This window comes from Photobacterium sp. (assembly GCF_057456235.1).
In genome coordinates, this window is record NZ_JBVCPH010000025.1 from 1 (window position 1) to 20,502 (window position 20,502).

At 43.8% G+C, this 20,502-nt stretch carries 24 protein-coding genes and 2 pseudogenes; 17 read left to right on the forward strand and 9 right to left on the reverse strand.

The window, feature by feature from the left end; translation table 11 throughout:
* The first annotated feature begins 129 nt into the window (after nt 1-129).
* Nucleotides 130-471 (forward strand): MerR family transcriptional regulator, encoded by a 342-nt coding sequence (locus AC2204_RS19650; protein ID WP_318927644.1) that lies wholly within the window; start codon nt 130-132, stop codon nt 469-471.
* Nucleotides 472-529: 58 nt separating this feature from the next.
* Nucleotides 530-910 (forward strand): carboxymuconolactone decarboxylase family protein, encoded by a 381-nt coding sequence (locus AC2204_RS19655; protein ID WP_318927592.1) that lies wholly within the window; start codon nt 530-532, stop codon nt 908-910.
* Between the two features lie 745 nt (nt 911-1,655).
* On the opposite strand, the gene AC2204_RS19660 is transcribed toward AC2204_RS19655, so the two are convergent.
* Nucleotides 1,656-2,453 (reverse strand): ParA family protein, encoded by a 798-nt coding sequence (locus AC2204_RS19660; protein WP_318927593.1) that lies wholly within the window; start codon nt 2,451-2,453, stop codon nt 1,656-1,658.
* Between the two features lie 234 nt (nt 2,454-2,687).
* Nucleotides 2,688-2,867, reverse strand: coding sequence for a hypothetical protein (locus AC2204_RS19665; RefSeq protein WP_318927594.1), 180 nt, complete (start codon nt 2,865-2,867; stop codon nt 2,688-2,690).
* Between the two features lie 583 nt (nt 2,868-3,450).
* Between AC2204_RS19665 and AC2204_RS19670 the strand changes: the two genes are divergently transcribed.
* From AC2204_RS19670 to AC2204_RS19685, 4 genes are all read left to right on the forward strand, one after another.
* Nucleotides 3,451-3,666, forward strand: a complete 216-nt coding sequence (locus AC2204_RS19670; RefSeq protein WP_318927595.1) for a dodecin — start codon at nt 3,451-3,453, stop codon at nt 3,664-3,666.
* A 168-nt stretch (nt 3,667-3,834) separates the two neighbouring features.
* The gene (locus AC2204_RS19675; RefSeq protein WP_318927596.1) at nt 3,835-4,185 is read left to right on the forward strand and encodes a carboxymuconolactone decarboxylase family protein; all 351 of its coding nucleotides are present in this window, start codon (nt 3,835-3,837) and stop codon (nt 4,183-4,185) included.
* A 431-nt stretch (nt 4,186-4,616) separates the two neighbouring features.
* Nucleotides 4,617-5,192: an elongation factor P-like protein EfpL gene (efpL, locus tag AC2204_RS19680; RefSeq protein ID WP_318927597.1), complete on the forward strand. Its 576-nt coding sequence runs from the start codon at nt 4,617-4,619 to the stop codon at nt 5,190-5,192.
* A 256-nt stretch (nt 5,193-5,448) separates the two neighbouring features.
* The gene (locus AC2204_RS19685) at nt 5,449-5,745 is read left to right on the forward strand and encodes a DUF503 domain-containing protein (RefSeq protein ID WP_318927598.1); all 297 of its coding nucleotides are present in this window, start codon (nt 5,449-5,451) and stop codon (nt 5,743-5,745) included.
* Between the two features lie 163 nt (nt 5,746-5,908).
* On the opposite strand, the pseudogene AC2204_RS19690 reads toward AC2204_RS19685, so the two are convergent.
* Nucleotides 5,909-6,346 (reverse strand): annotated as a pseudogene (locus AC2204_RS19690) (LTA synthase family protein); the annotation flags it as partial.
* A gap of 30 nt (nt 6,347-6,376) precedes the next feature.
* Nucleotides 6,377-6,748 carry a diacylglycerol kinase gene (locus AC2204_RS19695; protein ID WP_318927599.1) on the reverse strand — a complete coding sequence of 124 codons (372 nt, stop codon included), beginning with the start codon at nt 6,746-6,748 and terminating at the stop codon, nt 6,377-6,379.
* Between the two features lie 455 nt (nt 6,749-7,203).
* Between AC2204_RS19695 and AC2204_RS19700 the strand changes: the two genes are divergently transcribed.
* Together AC2204_RS19700 and AC2204_RS19705 are read left to right on the forward strand one after the other, a co-directional pair.
* A complete protein-coding gene (locus tag AC2204_RS19700; RefSeq protein WP_318927600.1) occupies nt 7,204-7,419 on the forward strand; it encodes a hypothetical protein in 216 nt (71 codons plus the stop codon).
* 21 nt (nt 7,420-7,440) lie between these two features.
* Nucleotides 7,441-8,460: pseudogene (locus AC2204_RS19705) on the forward strand (sodium:solute symporter family protein); the annotation flags it as partial.
* A 376-nt stretch (nt 8,461-8,836) separates the two neighbouring features.
* Here AC2204_RS19705 and AC2204_RS19710 read toward each other — a convergent pair.
* Nucleotides 8,837-9,178 carry a histidine triad nucleotide-binding protein gene (locus tag AC2204_RS19710; RefSeq protein WP_413466727.1) on the reverse strand — a complete coding sequence of 114 codons (342 nt, stop codon included), beginning with the start codon at nt 9,176-9,178 and terminating at the stop codon, nt 8,837-8,839.
* 168 nt (nt 9,179-9,346) lie between these two features.
* Here AC2204_RS19710 and AC2204_RS19715 point away from each other — a divergent pair, with 168 nt between their 5' ends.
* The 4 genes from AC2204_RS19715 (at nt 9,347) to AC2204_RS19730 (ending at nt 13,770) form a co-directional block, all read left to right on the forward strand.
* Entirely contained in the window at nt 9,347-10,270 is a 924-nt protein-coding gene (locus AC2204_RS19715) for a histone deacetylase family protein (RefSeq protein ID WP_318927601.1), read from the forward strand.
* A 270-nt stretch (nt 10,271-10,540) separates the two neighbouring features.
* Nucleotides 10,541-10,753, forward strand: coding sequence for a transcription antiterminator/RNA stability regulator CspE (gene cspE, locus AC2204_RS19720; RefSeq protein WP_318927602.1), 213 nt, complete (start codon nt 10,541-10,543; stop codon nt 10,751-10,753).
* 536 nt (nt 10,754-11,289) lie between these two features.
* On the forward strand, nt 11,290-11,745 hold the full coding sequence (locus AC2204_RS19725) for a ferritin-like domain-containing protein (protein ID WP_318927603.1): 456 nt from the start codon (nt 11,290-11,292) through the stop codon (nt 11,743-11,745).
* A gap of 213 nt (nt 11,746-11,958) precedes the next feature.
* Nucleotides 11,959-13,770, forward strand: coding sequence for an ABC transporter transmembrane domain-containing protein (locus AC2204_RS19730; RefSeq protein WP_318927604.1), 1,812 nt, complete (start codon nt 11,959-11,961; stop codon nt 13,768-13,770).
* Between the two features lie 94 nt (nt 13,771-13,864).
* Here AC2204_RS19730 and AC2204_RS19735 read toward each other — a convergent pair whose 3' ends face one another.
* The gene (locus tag AC2204_RS19735; RefSeq protein ID WP_318927605.1) at nt 13,865-14,122 is read right to left on the reverse strand and encodes a hypothetical protein; all 258 of its coding nucleotides are present in this window, start codon (nt 14,120-14,122) and stop codon (nt 13,865-13,867) included.
* Between the two features lie 344 nt (nt 14,123-14,466).
* Here AC2204_RS19735 and AC2204_RS19740 point away from each other — a divergent pair, with 344 nt between their 5' ends.
* Nucleotides 14,467-14,835, forward strand: a complete 369-nt coding sequence (locus tag AC2204_RS19740) for a spore gernimation protein (RefSeq protein ID WP_318927606.1) — start codon at nt 14,467-14,469, stop codon at nt 14,833-14,835.
* On the opposite strand, the gene AC2204_RS19745 is transcribed toward AC2204_RS19740, so the two are convergent.
* A complete protein-coding gene (locus AC2204_RS19745; protein WP_318927607.1) occupies nt 14,832-15,239 on the reverse strand; it encodes a nitrous oxide-stimulated promoter family protein in 408 nt (135 codons plus the stop codon). The two genes, AC2204_RS19740 and AC2204_RS19745, sit on opposite strands and share 4 nt — an antisense overlap.
* A 239-nt stretch (nt 15,240-15,478) precedes the next feature.
* Here AC2204_RS19745 and AC2204_RS19750 point away from each other — a divergent pair, with 239 nt between their 5' ends.
* Together AC2204_RS19750 and AC2204_RS19755 are read left to right on the forward strand one after the other, a co-directional pair.
* Entirely contained in the window at nt 15,479-15,772 is a 294-nt protein-coding gene (locus AC2204_RS19750) for a hypothetical protein (RefSeq protein WP_318927608.1), read from the forward strand.
* Nucleotides 15,773-16,084: 312 nt separating this feature from the next.
* Complete coding sequence (locus AC2204_RS19755; protein WP_318927609.1) at nt 16,085-16,723, forward strand: thiopurine S-methyltransferase; 639 nt, start codon at nt 16,085-16,087, stop codon at nt 16,721-16,723.
* A 73-nt stretch (nt 16,724-16,796) separates the two neighbouring features.
* Here AC2204_RS19755 and AC2204_RS19760 read toward each other — a convergent pair whose 3' ends face one another.
* Nucleotides 16,797-18,263, reverse strand: a complete 1,467-nt coding sequence (locus AC2204_RS19760; RefSeq protein ID WP_318927610.1) for a chitinase — start codon at nt 18,261-18,263, stop codon at nt 16,797-16,799.
* Between the two features lie 147 nt (nt 18,264-18,410).
* Here AC2204_RS19760 and AC2204_RS19765 point away from each other — a divergent pair, with 147 nt between their 5' ends.
* A complete protein-coding gene (locus tag AC2204_RS19765; protein WP_318927611.1) occupies nt 18,411-18,539 on the forward strand; it encodes a hypothetical protein in 129 nt (42 codons plus the stop codon).
* A gap of 90 nt (nt 18,540-18,629) precedes the next feature.
* Here the strand turns inward: AC2204_RS19765 and purT are convergent, their stop codons facing one another.
* On the reverse strand, nt 18,630-19,805 hold the full coding sequence (purT, locus tag AC2204_RS19770; RefSeq protein WP_318927612.1) for a formate-dependent phosphoribosylglycinamide formyltransferase: 1,176 nt from the start codon (nt 19,803-19,805) through the stop codon (nt 18,630-18,632).
* 286 nt (nt 19,806-20,091) lie between these two features.
* Here purT and AC2204_RS19775 point away from each other — a divergent pair, with 286 nt between their 5' ends.
* On the forward strand, nt 20,092-20,496 hold the full coding sequence (locus AC2204_RS19775; RefSeq protein ID WP_318927613.1) for a hypothetical protein: 405 nt from the start codon (nt 20,092-20,094) through the stop codon (nt 20,494-20,496).
* The last annotated feature ends 6 nt before the right edge of the window (nt 20,497-20,502 follow it).

Consider the following 20,502-nt stretch of genomic DNA (forward strand, 5'->3'; position numbering starts at 1 on the left):
ATGCACTGTTTTTGCTCAGGTGTAAGTCGTTGGATAGACTCTAATAGTTGCGTAAAATTGAAGTCTTCCATGCTGGTAGCCTCAAGGAGTTAGCATATCTATCTATAATATAGTTTATCAACTTGAGTACTGAACAGAGCCGTTGGTGTGTCCGCTCATACACTTCGATATTATGAAAAAATCGGATTACTTAAAGAGGTTTGTCGCAATTCCAGTGGACATCGGTTTTATACATCCAAGGATTTGGAGTGGGTAAAGTTTATAGTTAGGCTGAAAGATACAGGGATGCCACTTGAAAAAATTACAGGATATGCAGATTTACGAGAGATGGGAGATATCACTTTACAGCAACGTCAGAAGCTTCTCGAAGAACACCGTATTAGACTAAATTCTGTGATTGAATCTCAGTTAAACCACCTCAAAGCTTTGGATCAAAAAATCACCTACTACAAAGGAAAAATATCTTCTTGACTTAGAGTTAACTCTAACTAGTAGTCTTCTGTAACGGATTGATACAGGAGGTTATTACATGGGTAACACAAGATATAAAATTGGGTTTGAGCAATTGTCACGAATTGATGGTGAGGCTGGGCATAAGGTTATCGAAAGCCTTAAGGAAGTCTGTCCTGATTTAGCCAAGTTCACAATAGAATATCCATTTGGTGATATCTATAGTCGTAGCGGACTTGATTTAAAGTCTCGTGAAATTGCTACCGTGGCAGCGTTAACCGCTTTGGGAAACTGTCAGCCACAATTAAAGGTTCATTTACACGCGGCATTGAACGTTGGCTGTACTGAAGTGGAGATCAAAGAAGTGGTATTGCAAATGTCAGTATATGCAGGATTTCCAGCTGCATTGAATGGTATGTATGCTGTCAAAGATGTCTTGGAAGAACGTCAAAACGGTTAGCTGCCGCTTTTTCACTTGCAACAAGAGTGAGTTTCAAAGCCCTCACGTCTAGTAGCTACCTCTGGTGATTTGCTTTACCAGAGGTTATCCGAAGAGAAATTTTCGGTGTTAAGCTCTAACGCTATTTTTGTCCCACATTGAGCCTGCCGAACACCTCTGGCTCAAAAATGCCCCATAGTGTTAACGTATTTACTCAGTGGCAGGTCATGTCAACTGGCTTTCCATAGACATTTCTTATGGTGGCAGCCTTTCTGCCTACTCTCCATACAATTATCTTATATGTTTAGCGTGGGACAAACTTAGTGTGCCACTATATGTTGAATTTTGAGCAATTTCAAATTGAAAAAAACGCTATAACCCATTGATTTGTATGGATCACCAATCTCATTGTATATTGGGCATGACAGCTGTCAGTACTTGTCTAATATGAGCTTATTTGGTTGGGTAAGGCTGGTTTTCGTTCTTATTTTATTTTTTAAAATCTTTATTTTTATGTTGTTGTGGATTCAGTGGTTCCTGTATAAGGACCGTATAGATGTTGGACTTTGATCAAAAAACTTGAGCTGCTTCACGCTCGCTGAGGTAACTTGGGTATACCGCTTTTTTGTCTTTTTGTGCGCAGGAAGGGAGGTAGTTATAGGAGCCTGACTTAAGGCTGGGGCTTTCATTTATATGACGGTTAGCTAACCGGCGAATTAGAATAAAATCGGGTTAGCTGATAACGAATGCTGCAGGTTATCTCAGGTTATGATGTACTCTCAGGAACCTCTGACTTGGTTTGCTCTAGGGTGGTAAATAAAGCCCTGAAATGGTTTGTCAGCTTGTGGCGGGGTGCTGAATAAATAAGTGGTTGCTGCTGGTAGTGTGATTCTTTCATTTTGATTGATTGAGGTAAATAAGGTTCAAGTACGGGGAGCCCTAAATCTTTAAGATCGGCAATGATTGTCGCAGGGAATTTCGCCTGTGCGTTGAACATGTTGACGATCACACCTTCCACTTCCAGTGTTGGATTATGATCTTCTTTTAGTTCCGCTAAATTATTCAGCAAAGTAATGAGTGCTTGCTGTGAAAAGCTATCGCAGTCGAAAGGAACAAGTAGCCGCTGTGCTGCAATTAATGCAGTTTTGCTATAAAAGTTAAGATTAGGTGGTGTATCAAGGTAAATGCGATCATACTTTTTATCCAGCTCATCAAGCGCGTCACGTAATTTATAAATTTTATAACGACGCTCAAGTTCTGCTTCAATCTTTTCAAGTTTTGGGCTGGAAGGAATAATATCGAGATTGGTAAATGCTGTCGGTTGGGGGAAGTTTATGATCGGAGTTGAGACGGTGAACCAGCCAACGGTTTGGTTTAATAAATCAGCAACGGTTCGTTTATTATCAGCATTGGTATCACAGCCAAGGTAGTGGCTACTGTTTCCTTGCACATCTAAGTCAATAAGTAATGTCTTATACCCCTGTGAAGCACTTAGAGCGGCAAGGTTCGTTGTAATACTGGATTTACCGACTCCACCTTTTTGATTGAAAACCACTCGACGCATTATTCATTCCTTTAATATATCCTATTATTTACAATACGTTACACCAGCACAAATGGAGTGGCAATGTTTGTTTGGTTCTTTTGCGGTGGTGGTAACGCAACACGCGATCTTGACCGTTAATTTTATAATAAGATGATCAATGATATGTTGCGAAGCAGTTCAAATGTAAGCGAAGGCGTTTGTACCGGATCGCAGAAGCCCCCTTACTCAAACTTCAGTGAAGCACTTTACGAGTTAAGGTAAATATATTGCTTCCAACTCTATTTGAGCTTGCTCTAGTAGCGCCATTAATGTGCCCACATTATCATATTTACCCGCAATAATGGCCTTTTGTAATTCAGCTTGAACAGCCTTTACATTATCTACACGGTCTTTCCTGTTCATTAGAAAGCGTAAACCATCAGCTTGGTCCATTTTTGTACATCCGTTATTTATCGAGGCATAAGACACCATCTCGATGGAGTCTTATGTCTCGATGAGCACGGTGATAAAAAATTTCAGCTGAACAATCTACACACTTAAATTTAAGGTAGTTATTTTTCAGAATTTTTTCTAAAAACGTCCTGTGTATTTGATTAAACACAGTATTATCTTTACAGGAAGGGCACTTTTCATAGATCTGCATATAACTAAGCCTTCTCGCGAATAACAAAAGATCACTATATACCATATAGGATATGAAACCGACTGCATCAATAGTATGAGTAATCAGCGTGCTCATGCTGTGATATTGGTCCCAAAAAATAAAATAAGTCGTCATCAGCGTAATGGAACATTTTGGTGTCCATTGAGGTTTATGACCTCCTTAAAACGAGTTGTAAGGAGGCTGAACCGATATTATTCATTGATACTGTTTATCCAACGCTGGAGGCTAGAATTACGGATGGTTGGTGAGGGGTCCACCTATGAACCTTGTGCAAACGAGCATTTTGGCAAAGTCATTATTATTCAACTATAGTTCTTGGTATGAATTTTCTTTTTAATACAGGGGGTTGATATGTCTGAACACCACACTTATAAAAAACTAGAAGTGGTTGGCACATCTAAATGCAGTATCGAAGATGCCATCAGTAACGCCATTGACGAGTGCCATAAAACCATTAAAAACATGGAGTGGTTTGAAGTTGTTGAAACTCGAGGCCATATTGTTGATGGCAAGGTCGGTCACTTTCAGGTGGTTATTAAAATAGGTTTTAAAATAGAGAACAGTTAATCGTATTTACCAGAGAAAACCCGCGCCATGGTGCAATTATGACGGGTTAACTTTGTTCATAACGGCTAACATCACTTTGAGAGTACCTAAGACGAAAATGAAAATGCCTCTTGGTTAGAGATAGCTATACTGAAGGGGGGAGTAAATTCAATTTGTTAGGAGAAGCTTATGACTGGTAAGCCGTCCAATCAGTACCTTAAAATCAAACAAAGGCATCCAGGACTTTTAGATGCGGTTGAATCGCTTGGCAAGGCTGTTAAACAGGAAGGGCCGTTAGAAGAGAAAACGGCGCAGCTTATTCAGTTGGCTGCGGCTGCGGCAATCCGTTCGGAAGGCGCTGTACACAGTCATACCAGAAGAGCACTAGAGGCCGGAGCCAGTATTGATGAAATTCGCCATGTCCTTATTCTGCTGACCAGCACCTTGGGCTTTCCTTGCGTAATGGCGGCACTGAGCTGGGCTGATGAGACGTTAGAAGCCAGTCAGCCAACCGAAGTCGGCTCAGATTGGGAAGTATGAATAAACTGCACAAAGCAAAATAAAACGGGATAGCATGAAAAAACCCGCGTTACAGGCGGGTTTCTTTATTATTCAGCAAATAGTTAGGAGTATGAAAAGCGCGTCGAGAGTTAGCTCTTACAGGGTTCTGCTTCTCTCTCGTTGACCACGCTGCAAGCCCAGAAACTTGCGTGGTTGCTACTCTATTCCCCTCGTCTCACAAGACCTATAGGAAGAAAGATACACTTTTCACTAATAATTATAGATCAGCTTCATCAATCGTCCAGCGATCAGAACCAAGTATTTTGCCTTCTCAAGGAAAACCTCTAAGTGCAATATGGAATTGTTGAGTATTAAGCGGCGAAGAAATCAGCGCTTATTATGCCCAACACTTGCCAAAAATCCAGTTCATGATATTTTCACTTCACAATTTATTTTTTGGATTCATTATCATGCCAAAGGCAAGTGAAATAAAAAAATTTGCAGCCATCGAACATAACGGAAAGGTGCTGCTTGTTAAGGAAATCAGCAAACTAACCCCAAGTGGCCGTGCAGGAGCCAGTCTATACAGAATGCGTCTTTATGATGTTGCAACGGGGGCAAAAGTTGATCAGAGCTTCAAGGCCGATGAGATGATTAACCTTGCTGACTTTAGACGTCACCAAGTGACTTTTTCATACATTGATGGCAATGAGTATGTCTTCATGGATAACGAAGATTACACGCCTTATACTTTCAGTAAAGAGTCGATTTCAGAAGAGCTGCTTTTCATCACCGAAGAGACAAAAGGCCTGCAAGTACTGACCGTTGACGGCTCTCCGGTAGCTATCGAATTGCCTGCTACTGTTGATCTGGTGATTGTTGAAACCGATCCTTCAATTAAAGGTGCATCAGCAAGCGCCCGTACTAAGCCCGCGATCCTTTCTACAGGATTGACAGTTCAAGTTCCTGAATATATTGCAAACGGTGAAAAGATTAAGATCAACACCGCGGAACATAAATTCATGAGCCGTGCTGATTCAAAATAATTGAAGTCGATTCATTTGAATTAGGTTTTGTGATTAAGGTACCTCAAATCAGGTTATGTATTGGCTTGGGGAACCTTATGGCAACCGGTAAGCATCAAAAAGAATGAGATGTTTTGACCGTATTCGATTCGATGCGTGTAATGGAGGTAAGAAACTAATTATTTGTACTTTCTCGTTATCGAAGCCAATTGTACAAGCAAAAATACGTTACGCTCACTCCCAAAGATATCAACGTCTTTAATAATGGTGATACCCCATGAGCGATCAATCTATATTCATCACTCTTCTGACCATTGAATTGGTGATCCCCCATGCACAATCGCTTAAGGAGAAGCGCAGCGAGGTACGCGGGCTAAAAGATCGCATCAGCAATAAATTCAACGCCTCTGTGGCCGAGGTGGGATTCAAAGACAAATGGCAACGTGCCGTTCTGGCGGTTTGTCTTGTGGGCAGCGACAAACGGCAGCTGGAGTCAAATACAGCCCGGATCCGTACCCTTTGTGAAGAAGCCGCCGATATCGAGATAGCGGCAATTGTTCAGGAATGGCTGTAACTCTATATGCATTGCAACCGTAGATAGCCGATCATCAGTGCTGATTTTGCCGTTAATGAACATAAAAGCCGAAAGGTAGCTTCCGGCCTTTCCTATTGATAATTACTTATTCCCGGATGATTTATAGAAGTTATTTTCATAAGCCAGGCTGCCCCATAGCGCTAAACAACTCTGGTTTATATCCACTCCATAACATCCCGAAGACTTCTTTCGGGTAGATCAGGTATTCAAGAAATAGCCGATTGGGGCGGACATCATATTCCATAATGAAAGAAGGCGTCGCGAGTTCCATGTAGACCACAAGCCATAAACCGATAACAATCCAGACTCGTAAAATCAATAACCAGCTTCTGCCGATAAAACCGTTACCTGCAAGCAGACAAGTCAGCAGGGCAGGGAGCACAAGCAGATAGCTTACCGATGAAATATCAATTCGTAAGCCAGAAAAGAGGATGGTTAACCAGCCATCTGCTTCGCTGACACGCTCGCCATGCCACACACTCAACCCTACGCGAGAGAGCATCAGAATGAAAAGGCAGACTAAAAACGTCATGCAGAGAGGGTAGAGAATACCCAAACGCCTTTTTACAACATCTGTCATTTGTAACTTCCTGATTAATTAACTATGTTTTCACAGTGCAAAGTTAGAAAACAAGACATACACCCACGTGGATATCGCCATTAAGAGAGTCAGCAGCACCGCGGCTGATCCCATATCTTTTGCTTGCCCTGACAATTCATGCTTTTCTGTCCCGATCCGATCGACAACAGCTTCTATGGCGGAATTAAGTAATTCGACGACAATAACCGCGATGATTGCACCGATCAGTAGTAACTTCTCTAATCCGCCGACAGGTAAAGCGAGAGCGAGAGGAGTCAGCACACAGAAAGACACCAACTCTTGCCTGAATGCCGCCTCGCAACGCCAGGCTGCACGCAAACCTAACCATGAATATTTAGTGGCGTAGATAAGCCGAACGAATCCTTTTTGATTGGGTTTCACACCATCACTCATATGTAAGAAATAACAGGAGTCTTAAATAGCATCTTTTGCGTGAAAAAAAAGTCAAATCATCTTGAATATAATTGCACCCGTCAGCATTTACGTCGTTGAATGAGTGCGGTAAGTGTTCAGCACAGATCTCATCCACAATCGAGTATCTCGTACACCGATATTGGCTATTTTATCGAGGCAGGATAGATAAATAGTAAGCAGGAGATAATTTATAAAAATTATCAGTCTTTGGCCGCAGGCTATTTTTAATTAACTCACCTTATTATTGTATTGCGATCATGACATGTAAAAAAAACAGGATAAGTCAAAAAAATAAATTTGCATACCGCCTATTAATATGCGTGTTGGATTGAGTCACTTTTATTTATATATCAATCATTAATATCGGGTTAAGGCAGAGCAATACATATTTTTGAGCCAATTACTTTATAAAGGAGTGTAAAATGGCTGATAACTCAATTGTATTAAGCATTGTTCTAGGTTATCTGGTATTACTGGTTTGCATCGGTATATATTCATCAAAAAAAATAAACAACTCTGAAGATTTCTTGGTTGCTGGCCGTCGACTTGGTCCATTTCTTATTGCAGGAACGCTTGCTGCAACTGAAATCGGAGGTGGTTCCTCTTTAGGAGTGGTTGAAAAGGCATACGGAGAGTAGGGATTATCTGCACTATGGTATGTCGCTACGATGGGAGTCACCTTTACTATTATTGCCATGGTTGCACCGATGCTAAGAAAGGCAATGGTCAAAACGATCCCTGAGTTCTTTCGACGTCGGTATGATAAGCCTTCGGCGTTATTTACTGCCATTATTATGATATTGCCATTGATTGGCCTTACTGCTGTTCAGTTTATTGCATCTGGTGTGATCTTATCGGTGATTATGGGGTGGGATTACACGACATCGGTCATTGTTATCTCGCTGGTTGTTATCGCTTACTCCATGATGGGCGGGTTATGGTCTGTATCTCTCACTGACTTTGCTCAGATGCTGATGATTGTGTGCGGTATGGTTGCGGTGCTTCCATATTCGTTAGACATGGTCGGCGGATGGGATGTGGTTGTTGCTAATACGCCGGTTGAAAAAATGTCGATGACAGAAGGAATTGGTTGGCCGACCATAATTAGTTTAATTCTAATCTATGCGGCTTCCTTTATTTGTGGTCAAGAAGTCACTCAGCGGCTATATGCGGCAAAAAATGGAAAAACAGCATTAATGGGAAGCCTGTTAGCTGCCGTTGTCTTTTTCGCTTTTGCCATGATCCCGGCACTGCTTGGTATTATCGCTCATAGTATGGTTGATATGGGAATAATAGATGGTAGCGCCATTGTTGAAAATGGTGCAAGGTATGCGTTACCAACATTAGCCGTTCAGGTCATGCCACCTGTTCTGGTTGGTTTTCTTTTCGCAGGGGTTGCATCAGCAACGATGTCATCGGCGTCATCTGATCTGCTGGGGGCGGGTTCGATCTTTGCGAATGATATTTACAAAGTATATATCAATAAAAATGCTGATCAGAATTCGTTATTAAAAGTCGCAAGACTGACCATGTTCGTTATAGGTATTTTTTCAATTGGTATCGCAGTATTGAATACCAGCGCGATAATTACGCTACTGATGTTCTCATTCAGTCTTCGAGCGGGTGGAACATTAGTTCCGTATTTGATGGGGCATTTCTATCCTAAAGGAAGCAAGTAGGGAACCTGGGTATCTCTATTCTTAGGTACTTTTGGTATTTTAGCCGTCAAATATGAATGGATAGACTTTTTCGGCTTAGATGGAATATTCCTTGGATTACTTTTAAGTCTGACGGGTTATCTGGTTGCCAGTCATCTTTTCCCTAATAAGAATATGTCAGTAGTACTAGAGGACGAAGATGTTGCAGAAGGTGACACCAATCTTGAACAAGCAACGCAAGAGGGTGTGGCTATAGCAACCAAGGACTAGTGGAAAATAATTACGGCTCATTTGAGGTGAGCCGTAATTCCCCCCCATCAAAATTCATCAATCCCTTGTGCAATAAACCCCGATCTTCCCTGTATCTCGTAAAGCACCAACAGGTTTAATCTCAAGCTTAGCCCGGAGGCCAATGCATAGTGCGGCCACCCAATAGGTGAAGGTGGATATGAAACACAGCCTGACCACCCTGACGGTTGCAGTTCCATACCAGTCGGTAGCCGTTGTCGGCGAGCGCCAGATCTTTTGCCAGTTGTGTCGCGGTCAGCACCATATGGCTGATAAGCGCACTCTTATCACTGTCCAGCTGGTTAATCGTGTCAATGTGTTGGCGTGGAATGATCAGTATGTGTGTCGGAGCCTGGGGATCATTATCGGGGAAGGCGACGATCTGACCGTCTTCATAAACCAGTTCCGCCGGGATTTCTTTGTTAGCGATTTTGCAGAAAATACAGTCCATTGGGATCCTCGCTCTGTCTTGAATCATTAAACTATAGTTATTAATAATATCAATTACCCTGAATACTAAGCATAACCGCTTAATCCCTTTTTCACGAAGTTCTGAAATATAAAGTATTGTTGATACAGGGACGAACCAATGACCTTTAACTTGAGGGAGTGACCAGCAATGACCACAGCCTTTATTACCCACGGGGATTACCTGCTGCATGAAATGGGAGCGGATCATCCGGAGTGTCCCGAACGGCTGGGAGCCATTACGCAATACCTGGCATCTTCTGAACTCGGCAACCGGTTAAAGTGGTTGGCTGCGCAACCGGTGGACGAGAAGTTGCTGGAAAAAGTGCATCCTATTGAATACATACGCTGGCTCGAGAACCTGCAATCGGAGAAAGGGCTGGCCTATGCCGATCCCGATACGGCACTTAATTCCCATACCATGCATGCCGCCCGCTTGGCTGCTGGTGCTGTGGCCATGGCAACAGAGATGGTACTCGGCGGTGAGATAAACAATGCATTTTGTGCAGTACGGCCGCCGGGGCACCATGCTGAAAGAAGCATTGCCATGGGGTTTTGTTTTTTTAACAATATTGCTCTGGGAGTAGAGCAGGCACTGAACCATAGCGATATTGAACGGGTTGCCATACTTGATTTTGATGTACACCACTGTAACGGCACGGTCGATATATTTCAAAATCGCTCCGAGGTGTTAGTGTGCTCGACTTTTCAACATCCCTTTTTTCCCCATCGCTACTATGATATTCAACGACCCAACATTATTAATTCCCCGTTACCTGCCGGTACCACAGGCAGCGAGTTTCGCCGCACAGTCGAACGGGACTGGCTGCCAGCCTTGCACTATCATCAGCCGCATATGATATTTGTCTCTGCCGGTTTCGATGCCCACAAGGCTGATCCGCTGGGGCAACTTCTGCTCGATGAAAGTGATTATCGCTGGGTAACCAATCTTATCGTTGAGGCCGCAGCTTGCTTCGCCCGCGGCAGGATTGTCTCGGTACTGGAAGGTGGCTATAATTTGGAGGCTCTGGCTCACAGTGTTCATACCCACCTTGAAGGTTTGGTTGGCGGGTAACCTGATCCGCGGGCTAACCAGTTTTATCATTGACGGAAAAAATAAATCAAATTATTCCTTTACATAAGTTTATAACGTGTTAATTTACATGGGCTCTGTTGTTCAGGGTTATTAATGCAGCATAAGTACAAGTTAAACTCTCAGATACATCTTCGTTAAAGTTTTTGTCCTCAGTGTTTCCCTTAGCTTCATCGTACATTTAATAATTCAACTTCTCAGCATATCGTAATTTTGCGAATAATTTATTAATGAATTTATAAGGGACAATACATGTCTAATTCAAATACTGGTCTAGTAAAATGGTTTAACGAAGAGAAAGGTTTTGGCTTTATTACTCAAGATAACGGCGGCGCTGACGTATTCGTTCATTTCCGTTCTATCGCATCTGAAGGCTTTAAAACGCTAGCTGAAGGTCAAAAGGTTTCTTTTGAAGTTGAGCAGGGCCAGAAAGGTCTTCAAGCTGCAAATGTTGTAGCGCTATAATTCGAAGATTTATTCTTCAAGTAAATGCTGGCCTTTAGCCAGCATTTATCGACTATTTATCATTGGGCTACACTGATAAATAGTAAAAAACAGGCCTAACGATAGACCTATTTATATGTAATACAACCGTGTGCAATAGAAACCTTTCCAACATCTGCCTTATCAGTTCATGTCATGAAGTTTTCCTTTCGTATAATTACATCAGATAAGTAATTCTTTTCAGGCTATACGCATATTGATGCAAATTATTATTAAAGGTAAATCTATGTCTAAATCTACAGGCAGAAAGCGTTTTTGGTTTCAGCAAACACGTGATATTGATCAGTTAACTGCTAAAAAAGCGTAAGACTGAATCAAAATATTACACAAGAGGTCGCCCAATGGGCGGCCTTTTTGCGTTATACCGATCAGCCAGCCACACCATGATTCTTGATCTCTACTAAAATAAGACTCTGTATAAGTAAACATTACTTTCCTTTCAGGTAGTGGTTTCGACCGCCTGCTGATGCTGAGTTGCAAACAAGTAAGGAATCATGATGAATGACAGTGAAAAAAAACAAGTAATTGATTTATTGAATAATATCATGGAGGTGGAGCTAGCCGGTGTTGTTCGCTATACCCACTATTCCTTAATGGTATTTGGCTTTAACCGCATACCGATAGTTTCCTGGCTGAAGGGAAATGCCGATGAGGGTCTTGCTCATGCTCATAAAGCGGGCGAGCTTGTAACTTTGCTGGGCGGGCATCCGTCACTCAAGGTGGGCCCTTTGCTGGAGACCCAAAAACATGATATTGGCGATATACTAAGAGAAAGTTTAGAGCATGAGCAATCGGCTCTGGCCTTGTATTATAAGCTGCTTCATCTGGCAGCAGGTCATTCGGTGTTGCTTGAAGAGTATGCCAGGGAAATGATCGCTCTCGAAGAGCTTCATCTTGATGATGTCGATAAAATGCTGAGAAAGCCCGGTGATGTAGAGCCGTTTCATGGCTAAGCTGAATCTCCGCAGCATGGATGCTGCGCTTAAACCCCTGTCAGATGAATCAATCTTTTACCGGGATTGCCAATTCTTATTCACAACTCACTCCGTCGCTATCTTATCTGCTAATGTATTGACTACGTAGTCTCATTTTTATTTCATCTGTAACAATGTAATTAACCTGATTAGTATTATTTATCCATTGAATAAGGAATAACACCGTAGGTTATGACTCTCGATAATATTGGCAAAATTCAAGATAAACGGGCACTAGACACGTTGTGGCCACTACTTGGCTTTGTGCGACCTTATAAAAAGAGGGTTGCAGCAGCAATGCTGGCCTTAGTGGTGACTGCGGTGGTGAGTCTGTCGATTGGGCAGGGTGTAAGGATGATTATCGACGATGGTTTTATTGCGGGCTCAAAAGAGCAGTTAGGCCACGCGATTGGGATGATGGTCATTATGATCATGGTTCTGGCAGTGGGCACTTTTAGCCGCTTTTATCTGATGTCATGGCTTGGAGAGAGAGTCAGCGCTGATATTCGTAAGGCCGTTTTTGACCGGTTACTCGGTCTTCATCCGAGCTATTTTGAAGAAAACCGCAGCGGTGAAATCATGTCGCGGCTGACGACAGATACCACCTTGTTGCAATCTATCATTGGTTCTTCATTTTCAATGGCCCTGCGCAGTGTGCTTATGTTTGCCGGTGGATTACTGATGCTGGTGATTACGAATCCGAAGCTGACCCTGTTAGTGATGGGGTGTGTACCTGTGGTGTTAATGCCGATGATTTTTTATGGACGAAAAGTTCGGCACCTGGCGCGAAAAAGTCAGGCCAGTATCGCTGATGTAGGAACATATGCCGGTGAAATCATTCAAAATATCAAGGTGGTTCAAAGCTATACCCGTGAGAAACAAGAAAGGGCCGCTTTTGGTGCCGAAGTCGAAGCCGCTTTTGCAGTGGCCAGGCAAAGAATAAAGCAGCGTTCCATTCTTATCGCAACAGTCATATTTTTGGTATTTGGCGCTATTAGCATCATGCTTTGGATTGGCGGCATGGATGTTTTATCGGGTAAAATCAGCGAAGGAGAATTGGCGGCTTTTGTCTTTTACGCCATTATGGTTGCCATGTCTCTGGCGACGATTTCTGAAGTTTACGGTGAGTTACAGCGTGCATCGGGCTCTGCCGAGCGGCTGTTTGAGTTGCTGGCGGTGGAAAGTGCGATTCAGGCCCCTCAACAACTGGCGCAATTAGACGATTTAGCCGAAACCGTTATTGCTTTTGATAAGGTTGATTTCAGTTATCCGTCGCGCCCCGGTAGCCCAGCGCTTAAAGGCATCAATCTGGAAATAAAAAAAGGGCAGGTTGTTGCTTTGGTGGGGCCATCAGGGGCCGGGAAAACAACAATTTTTGAGCTGTTGCAGCGCTTTTATGATCCCTTTAAAGGTGAAGTGCGATTTAAAAATACCCCCATTCAGCAGCTCGATCCCAGCTTCCTTCGTCAGCAAATGGGGATGGTACCACAGCAGCCGATCATGTTTAGCTCCGACGTTTGCCATAACATCCGTTATGGCCGCCCCGAGGCATCGGATGAAGAGGTTATTTGGGCGGCGAAAAGGGCTCACGCTCATGAGTTTATTCTGGAGTTACCTGATGGGTATAAGAGCTATCTGGGTGAGCAGGGCGTCCGTTTATCCGGTGGGCAAAAACAACGTATTGCCCTTGCCAGGGCGATTCTCAAAGATCCGGATGTGCTGTTGCTGGACGAGGCCACCAGTGCCTTAGATGCCGAAAGTGAATATCATGTTCAGGCGGCGTTAAATGAGCTAATGAAAAATCGGACCACGTTGATTATTGCGCACCGGCTTTCAACGGTGATGCATGCCGACACGATAGTGCTATTAGACAAAGGTAAAATATTGACCTGTGGTACACATGCTCAGTTGATGAAAAAATCCAAACTGTATCAAAGGCTGTGTGAGTTGCAATTTGAACCCTATGAGGCCGGAAGAATCCAACGGGTCAGTGACGTTAAATAATTGACCAGTATCTTGAGATTAGTGGGGGATAAGGCACAAAAAAGCCAACAGACTTGCTGTTGGCTCTTTATCGCAGTGCACGATGGCTTACTTACTACGCGGCATCACATGCAAGATTTGTTTGTTTATTTTTTTCTTTCAGCATTTTTGCCAGGAAGTAAATATTGACGCAAGCAATAAAACCATTCGTTGCAACTACTGGCATTGCATCGATCATAAAGCCGTAAGTCGTGAAAAGTACACAGCCAACGAAGTTCAGAACACGAAGCCATACGATGTCTTTCATCATAAGTGAGATTGCCACCATCAGTGACGATGCATAGCCCAATATTTCAACTGTGTTGAATTCCATAATGTTACCCTCTATTTATTTATACCAATCACCTCATCATGAGTCTGTTATCAATTCTGCGATTGATATAAAGGGGGAGATTCCTTGCCCCGAATGGTCTTGTATATGAATTATGGTAAAACTATAACAGCACTGAATGTGATCTTGAACAGGTAAAATTTCACAAAGGGAGCGTTAGCGATTACGCAAACGATTAGCTTTTGGCTTTATTGATATCTCTATCAAAAATTAACCGTTGATAATGATACTTGTTGCTCATATTTTTGTCATAGAATGAACAAAATTCATGTGAATTAGCGCTGTTGGCTTTTACAGTGAACGAGTACTCGAACGGGAGAAATATGGTGAACAAGAGATTAATCGGATGCACTGCATTTGGTGCTATGTTGGCTCTGGGGGGATGCAGTGAAGACGTTCAGGTAACGGTTTCACCCGTTAACAATGTCGAAAAAATGAATATTTCTGACCAGACACAAATTGATGTTTATTGCCCGACAGGGATCTGTCAGTTTGATATATCCTCTAATGAGGCGATAACAGTCACCGTGACCATGCATTACGATAATGCTAAAATGTTTCGCAAAATTGAGGGTGTGAGTGTCACGGGCAAAGCCGGGCCAACCGCTAAAGTATTGAGTGCGAACAGCTTTAGTATGGGTCTTTCTGGTGACAACGAGTCAGCAAAAATTCAGGTCGTGGATTATTACCGCTAGCCGAGTTCTTGTTTATGGTTTGCACGTTGTTTACGTTTGTGTCGGTTAGATGCGCCGGGGTCTGGCTTTTCAGGAACAGGACGTCTCTCTGCGACAAGATGGCGAATAGCCAAAATAGGATGTTTCATTATCATCTTAGGGCCGGCATAGCGCATGATTGTTTGTGACATGGCTTTATAGTCAGCTTTATAGCAGTGAATGGGGCAACGGCGGCAAGTGGGCTTTTGTTCACCGTAAGGACAACGGTCTAAACGTACCAGGGCGTAATCAAGAAAATCTTGGCATTGCTGACAAAGCTCAGACGCCTGATGATGGTCGTGACAATAGATATTCACCATCGCACGAATAGTTTTAAACTCAGTGTTGAGTGTACCGATTAAGATGTTTGTCGTTGTCGATTTCATACTGTTGCCTGGCGAGTGAAACTGGCATTATCCTAAATTATATAACCTGTATTTAAAATGCAATTATAGGGCTAATGACTCAAAAGTTGATCTTAAACCGTGATTTATATGACATAATTTAGGGTACATGTTATCAACATGAAAAAATAACCCATTTTGTCGCAATAATCCGACTTTCATGGGTTGATTTCATTGGTGTTGAGCAGTAGTATCCGCTCCTCTTTTTTATGGTGGTGTATATGAGCAGATTTGAGTGCCTTGAAAGAATCGTTGACGAATATCGCAAGAAAGTTCGTGATTCTGAGTTTAATCGACAGAATGACAGTGAAGTAGCAAAAGTACTTGTACTGCTTGTTGGTAACTCTATGTTCAACCTGGCAGATGAATTTGCTGATTGGGTAAATCGTGGTGGCGACCGCAGCTATGGCGGCAAGTTTTTTGTGTCTAAGCAGTTAATGACCTTGCTTGAGCCTGTCACTTTCCGTGGTGTAACGGTTCGCCGAGATTCGATTAAACTTTTCAGAGTGTCATGATCTGTTTTGTTTCTATCGTTTGTTGAATGACTCTCATAAAGAAAAATTGAAGAACAGATTCTCAATCCAGCTTCGCAATTGTTAAGCATGATTGACAAAAAAGGATGCCGAGGCATCCTTTTTTGCATTTAACGACTGAAAAAAGCCAGCGATTAACCTGGTGATTTTGCTTATACCATTATCTTAGTCGCGGTAGATTCAGCAAACAAAGTGTGGTCAACTAAATGCCAATCGGAACTATTCTCGTCGATTGTCTAGAGAATGGTGCCTATTCCGTTATACACGTCAGTCTAATAAGAAACAGGAACAAACATGAACGCAGAATTTTGGCATAGCCGCTGGGCTGAAAATCGTATTGGTTTTCACCTCAATGATACCAACCCGGCGCTAACAGAACATTGGCATGCAGTAAAACCAACGCGTGATGACCGTGTTCTTGTGCCGATGTGCGGTAAATCAGTTGATCTTATCTGGTTAGCTCAACGGCACAATAACGTCATTGGTATCGAACTGAGTGACATCGCCGTGAAAGCGTTCTTTGCTGAACAGCTCTACACGCCAATGGTAAGTGGAGTTGGTGCTGAAACGGTTTATGAGTTTGATGAAATCACCATTCATTGCGGTGACTTTTTCTCGGCACGGGTTGAACCCGTTGATGTGGTCTATGATCGTGCGGCATTAATTGCGATGCCACAAAATATGCGTCAGATGTACGCAGAGCGTCTGCTGGCGTTGTTGAAAGAAAGCGGGCGTATCCTGTTAGTGACGCTGGATTATCTGCAGGTGCAGCTTGACGGGCCTCCATTCAGTGTTTCTAAAGAAGAAGTCGAGAACTTGTTCAAAGATTGTCGAGTGACTCAGATAGCGCGGAATGATGCCGATGAATCGCATCCACGCCGCCAGCGCGGCTTAACCCGTTTCGCGGAAGAGATTTGGTTGATCGAGAAGTGATAATAAGTTCAACGGCCAGATAAAAGAATCCCTAACCACATAGTGATTAGGGATTATTTTTTAGCCGTTAAACCTACTGACCGTCAGGGATCACATTTCCATTTTCATCATAGGCCTGAACATTAAAGTGGTGCTCAACACATTTCTCATAGTCACCTTTGAATAAAGCGCTGTAAGCATATTGGTAAGGTACCAGTTTGCAGGCAAAGCTCTGATTTCCAGGCGTATCCGGGTTCCAGCTCCAGTCTTTATCCCATGTGATCATCAACGCACCGGCACCATCTGTGTTAAACGGTTTCATATTGGCGCAACCGAGTTTTTCACCGTTGATATCTAAGGTAAGCTCTTTGGCAAACAATTTGTAATAATCAATACGGTTCTGCGCAAGTGCTGTTTCAGACCCTTTGTTGCATTCGTATGCGCCATTGATGATTTGAATTGTTGAACCGAATCCTTTCTCGATCCCGGCGGCCTTATCGGCCGCATTGGGTTGCCATGTACCGTCGATAACGTGCAGCATGCTAGGTTTAGGTGGTTGAGGATAGACATAGAAGAACACGGCGGAAGCAAGGTTTAGCCACGTATCGGCCACCTGAGCGGGGTTTTCGAGAAGGATACTCTGATCGCCGAACATGGCTTCAGAGAACGGTCCATAGTTGTAGTTCCAGCTTAGCTGCTTAGCACCTCGCCCGAAGTAACTCTTACCTGGTGCACACGGCCATTTTTCACCTTGCCAGCCTGTGCACATGTTATAGGTACCGTCTGGTTTATCTTCTGATTTGTACATTTCACGCAGGAAATACAAGCCTTGACGCCATTCCGGCACCCCTTTGGTTGTTTCCCAGTTAGGAGCATGGGCACCCGTTTCCTGTACAAAGTGAGCAAACATGGTAGTGATGGATCGCTTACAGATGTCGTCGGAATCTCGGCCATCAGTGTAGGTGCGGCAGAATGCCGGGAACTTGGCGATAGCCTGTAAGAAGCGAGTATAGGTGTATTTCTCGTTGCGCAGTGGGAACAGGTAATTCCACATAGCTCCGTCGACAATAGATTCGGCCCGCCGGACGTTGTCAGGATTAGCAATATTAAGCGGTTGTACCGCTTCGACAATGGTATTGTCCCGTGTTTCAATATCTGATCGTACTAACTTAAACAGTGGTGTATTGGTGAGATTGGTTTCAATGGCCTCCAACTCGCTGCGTGGCATCAGGTAACCACCTTTGCCATCAGGGAGAACGGTCATCATCCCCGGGATAGGGCCTGGATCTGGTGTGGGGCCGGGACCTGGTGTCGGCGCTGTCGGGCAGTCTACCGCATCCCAGAACCAGCTGATTGCTGATGGTGATTCCCAGGCCCCCGGGTTATTCTTTGCTACATAGCAAGAACCGCTATGAATCACGATGTCGCCATTTGTGACTTGGGTAACTCCACGCTCCCAGACAACAGGATCTTGCGCCGAAAAAGCATGTCCCGTTGCACACACACCAAGCACAAAGCTGGCGAGAAGCATCTTTTTATTAATTATTGTCTTGTTCGTCATTGGATAAAACTCCTTTTTCCTTAGGGTGTTTGTCGATTATTATTCGTACGAACAAGGAGTAAGGCGAATTATTCCAAGGTATATTTTATACCGCTCGGGGCTTATCACGTTATTTGCAATACAGCATGCGAAATTCAGGCGGCCGGCGTGAGTATAAGCAAAAAACAGACATGTGCTGTTTTGCTATCTGCCGATAATGGTACAGATGAATCGCATCCACGCCGCCAGCGCGGCTTAACCCGTTTCGCGGAAGAGATCTGGCTAATCGAGAAGTGATTATGAATTAAATGCAAGAAGGAGCCGATTGGCTCCTTCTGGTATTTTACTTTGATAAATGAATGATACCGGTTTGTATTATTTAAAGTGTTATAAAACGACCTTAACGTCAGCAGCAGCGGCGATCGCATCAGAGACAGCCTGTTCAGTGCTGTTACGGCGTGTCAGAGCCACACCAAGGCGACGACGGCCATTAATCTCTGGCTTAGCAAATAAGCGGACCTGAGTTTGCGGACGGTCCAGAGCGGCAGCCAGATTATCAAATCGGATATTTTCCGAAACGCCTTCAGCAAGAATAACGGCAGATGCTGACGGGCCGTATTGGGTAATGCTGTGAATGGGCAGCCCTAAGAATGCGCGCACGTGCAGGGCGAACTCGGAAAGTTCTTGTGAAATAAGCGTTACCATACCGGTATCATGCGGACGAGGTGATACTTCGCTGAATAAGACGTCGTCACCCTTAATGAACAGTTCAACACCAAACAGGCCATAACCACCCAGCGCGTCAACGACTTTTCCTGCAACGTCCTGTGCGGCTTTCATGGCAGCCTCAGACATCTGCTGCGGTTGCCACGATTCACGATAGTCCCCATCTTCCTGACGGTGACCGATTGGGGCGCAGAAGTGAATACCGTCAACAGCCCGCACGGTTAGCAGGGTGATCTCATAATCAAACTCGACAAAACCTTCAACAATGACGCGACCGGCACCGGCTCGGCCGCCTTCCTGAGCATACTGCCAGGCAGATTCGATATCAGCCGACGTTTTGATCACGCTCTGACCTTTACCGGAAGAACTCATAATCGGCTTAACTACACAGGGAGTACCGATGCGTTCAACAGCAGCGACGAAATCAGTATATTGTCCGGAAAATTCGTAAGGCGATGTCGTAATACCTAGCTCTTCAGCGGCCAGGCGGCGAATGCCTTCTCGGTTCATGGTCAGCTGAGTGGCATTGGCCGTCGGAACAACATTTACGCCGTCAGCCTCCAGCGCTACCAGGGTGTCGGTCGCAATGGCTTCAATTTCGGGAACAACATAATGCGGCTGCTCTAGTTCAATCACTTTTCTCAAGGCTTCGCCATCAAGCATATCAATGACGTGACTGTGATGGGCAACCTGCATCGCAGGCGCGTTGTCATAACGATCAACCGCAATCACCTCAATACCTAAGCGCTGGCACTCAATGGCCACTTCTTTACCGAGCTCTCCAGAACCGAGTAACAGTACCCGGGTTGCATCAGAACGAGTTGCTGAACCTAACATCGAATTTCCTCACGGTATGTTTTTATACTGGGGCAGATCATACCCGATTCCACCATTCACGCAAACGTTTGCCTTTGTGGTTTTCGCTGAAATATTCATCGGTTGGTTATTTCTCTGCCGGTGAGTAGCTATTTTGGAGAACAGGTGGTGATACTGACCAAAGGCTGCTAACGTACTGATATGTGACTCTCATTGTTAAAGTCGTGTCAGACATGCTTTGAGGGTGTCGAGTTAAGTGAACTTTATTGTTAAATTACCTCTTAACTATACAAAAGGCAGAATTAAGATGAAAAAGTTATTAATCGGACTGGGGTTATTTCTAGTTGTTCCATTTTCAGCACATGCTACTCAAAGCCTCGGTATTTTCTTCGGCAGCCCTATGTCAGGGATCCAATATAAACAGAACGATCTACGATTCTCATTAGGTATTGATGACTTTGGGGTCGCAGTTGATAAAAATTTCAATCTGGGAACATTGGTTAACAATCCGGATTTAAACAGTTTTTACACTTATGTGGGCGGCCAGTTTGTCGATAACAAGAACGACAAAGTGGGTATCCGCTCTGGCGTCGGTTTTCAGCTTCCGGTAAATAGTTTTGAGTTCTATGGCGAAGTTGGACCAACATTGTATGTGGTTGAAGACGTTGATATGGATTTAGAAGCAGCGCTGGGCTTCCGAGTGCGGTTCTGATTTATA

Bases quoted from the DNA above. Each gene is read 5' to 3' on its own strand.
- AC2204_RS19655 (WP_318927592.1), top strand. From the start codon at position 530: ATGGGTAACACAAGATATAAAATTGGGTTTGAGCAATTGTCACGAATT.
- AC2204_RS19660 (WP_318927593.1), bottom strand. From the start codon at position 2,453: ATGCGTCGAGTGGTTTTCAATCAAAAAGGTGGAGTCGGTAAATCCAGT.
- AC2204_RS19665 (WP_318927594.1), bottom strand. From the start codon at position 2,867: ATGGACCAAGCTGATGGTTTACGCTTTCTAATGAACAGGAAAGACCGT.
- AC2204_RS19670 (WP_318927595.1), top strand. From the start codon at position 3,451: ATGTCTGAACACCACACTTATAAAAAACTAGAAGTGGTTGGCACATCT.
- AC2204_RS19675 (WP_318927596.1), top strand. From the start codon at position 3,835: ATGACTGGTAAGCCGTCCAATCAGTACCTTAAAATCAAACAAAGGCAT.
- efpL (WP_318927597.1), top strand. From the start codon at position 4,617: ATGCCAAAGGCAAGTGAAATAAAAAAATTTGCAGCCATCGAACATAAC.
- AC2204_RS19685 (WP_318927598.1), top strand. From the start codon at position 5,449: ATGAGCGATCAATCTATATTCATCACTCTTCTGACCATTGAATTGGTG.
- AC2204_RS19700 (WP_318927600.1), top strand. From the start codon at position 7,204: ATGGCTGATAACTCAATTGTATTAAGCATTGTTCTAGGTTATCTGGTA.
- AC2204_RS19710 (WP_413466727.1), bottom strand. From the start codon at position 9,178: ATGGACTGTATTTTCTGCAAAATCGCTAACAAAGAAATCCCGGCGGAA.
- AC2204_RS19715 (WP_318927601.1), top strand. From the start codon at position 9,347: ATGACCACAGCCTTTATTACCCACGGGGATTACCTGCTGCATGAAATG.
- cspE (WP_318927602.1), top strand. From the start codon at position 10,541: ATGTCTAATTCAAATACTGGTCTAGTAAAATGGTTTAACGAAGAGAAA.
- AC2204_RS19725 (WP_318927603.1), top strand. From the start codon at position 11,290: ATGAATGACAGTGAAAAAAAACAAGTAATTGATTTATTGAATAATATC.
- AC2204_RS19730 (WP_318927604.1), top strand. From the start codon at position 11,959: ATGACTCTCGATAATATTGGCAAAATTCAAGATAAACGGGCACTAGAC.
- AC2204_RS19735 (WP_318927605.1), bottom strand. From the start codon at position 14,122: ATGGAATTCAACACAGTTGAAATATTGGGCTATGCATCGTCACTGATG.
- AC2204_RS19745 (WP_318927607.1), bottom strand. From the start codon at position 15,239: ATGAAATCGACAACGACAAACATCTTAATCGGTACACTCAACACTGAG.
- AC2204_RS19750 (WP_318927608.1), top strand. From the start codon at position 15,479: ATGAGCAGATTTGAGTGCCTTGAAAGAATCGTTGACGAATATCGCAAG.
- AC2204_RS19755 (WP_318927609.1), top strand. From the start codon at position 16,085: ATGAACGCAGAATTTTGGCATAGCCGCTGGGCTGAAAATCGTATTGGT.
- AC2204_RS19760 (WP_318927610.1), bottom strand. From the start codon at position 18,263: ATGACGAACAAGACAATAATTAATAAAAAGATGCTTCTCGCCAGCTTT.
- purT (WP_318927612.1), bottom strand. From the start codon at position 19,805: ATGTTAGGTTCAGCAACTCGTTCTGATGCAACCCGGGTACTGTTACTC.
- AC2204_RS19775 (WP_318927613.1), top strand. From the start codon at position 20,092: ATGAAAAAGTTATTAATCGGACTGGGGTTATTTCTAGTTGTTCCATTT.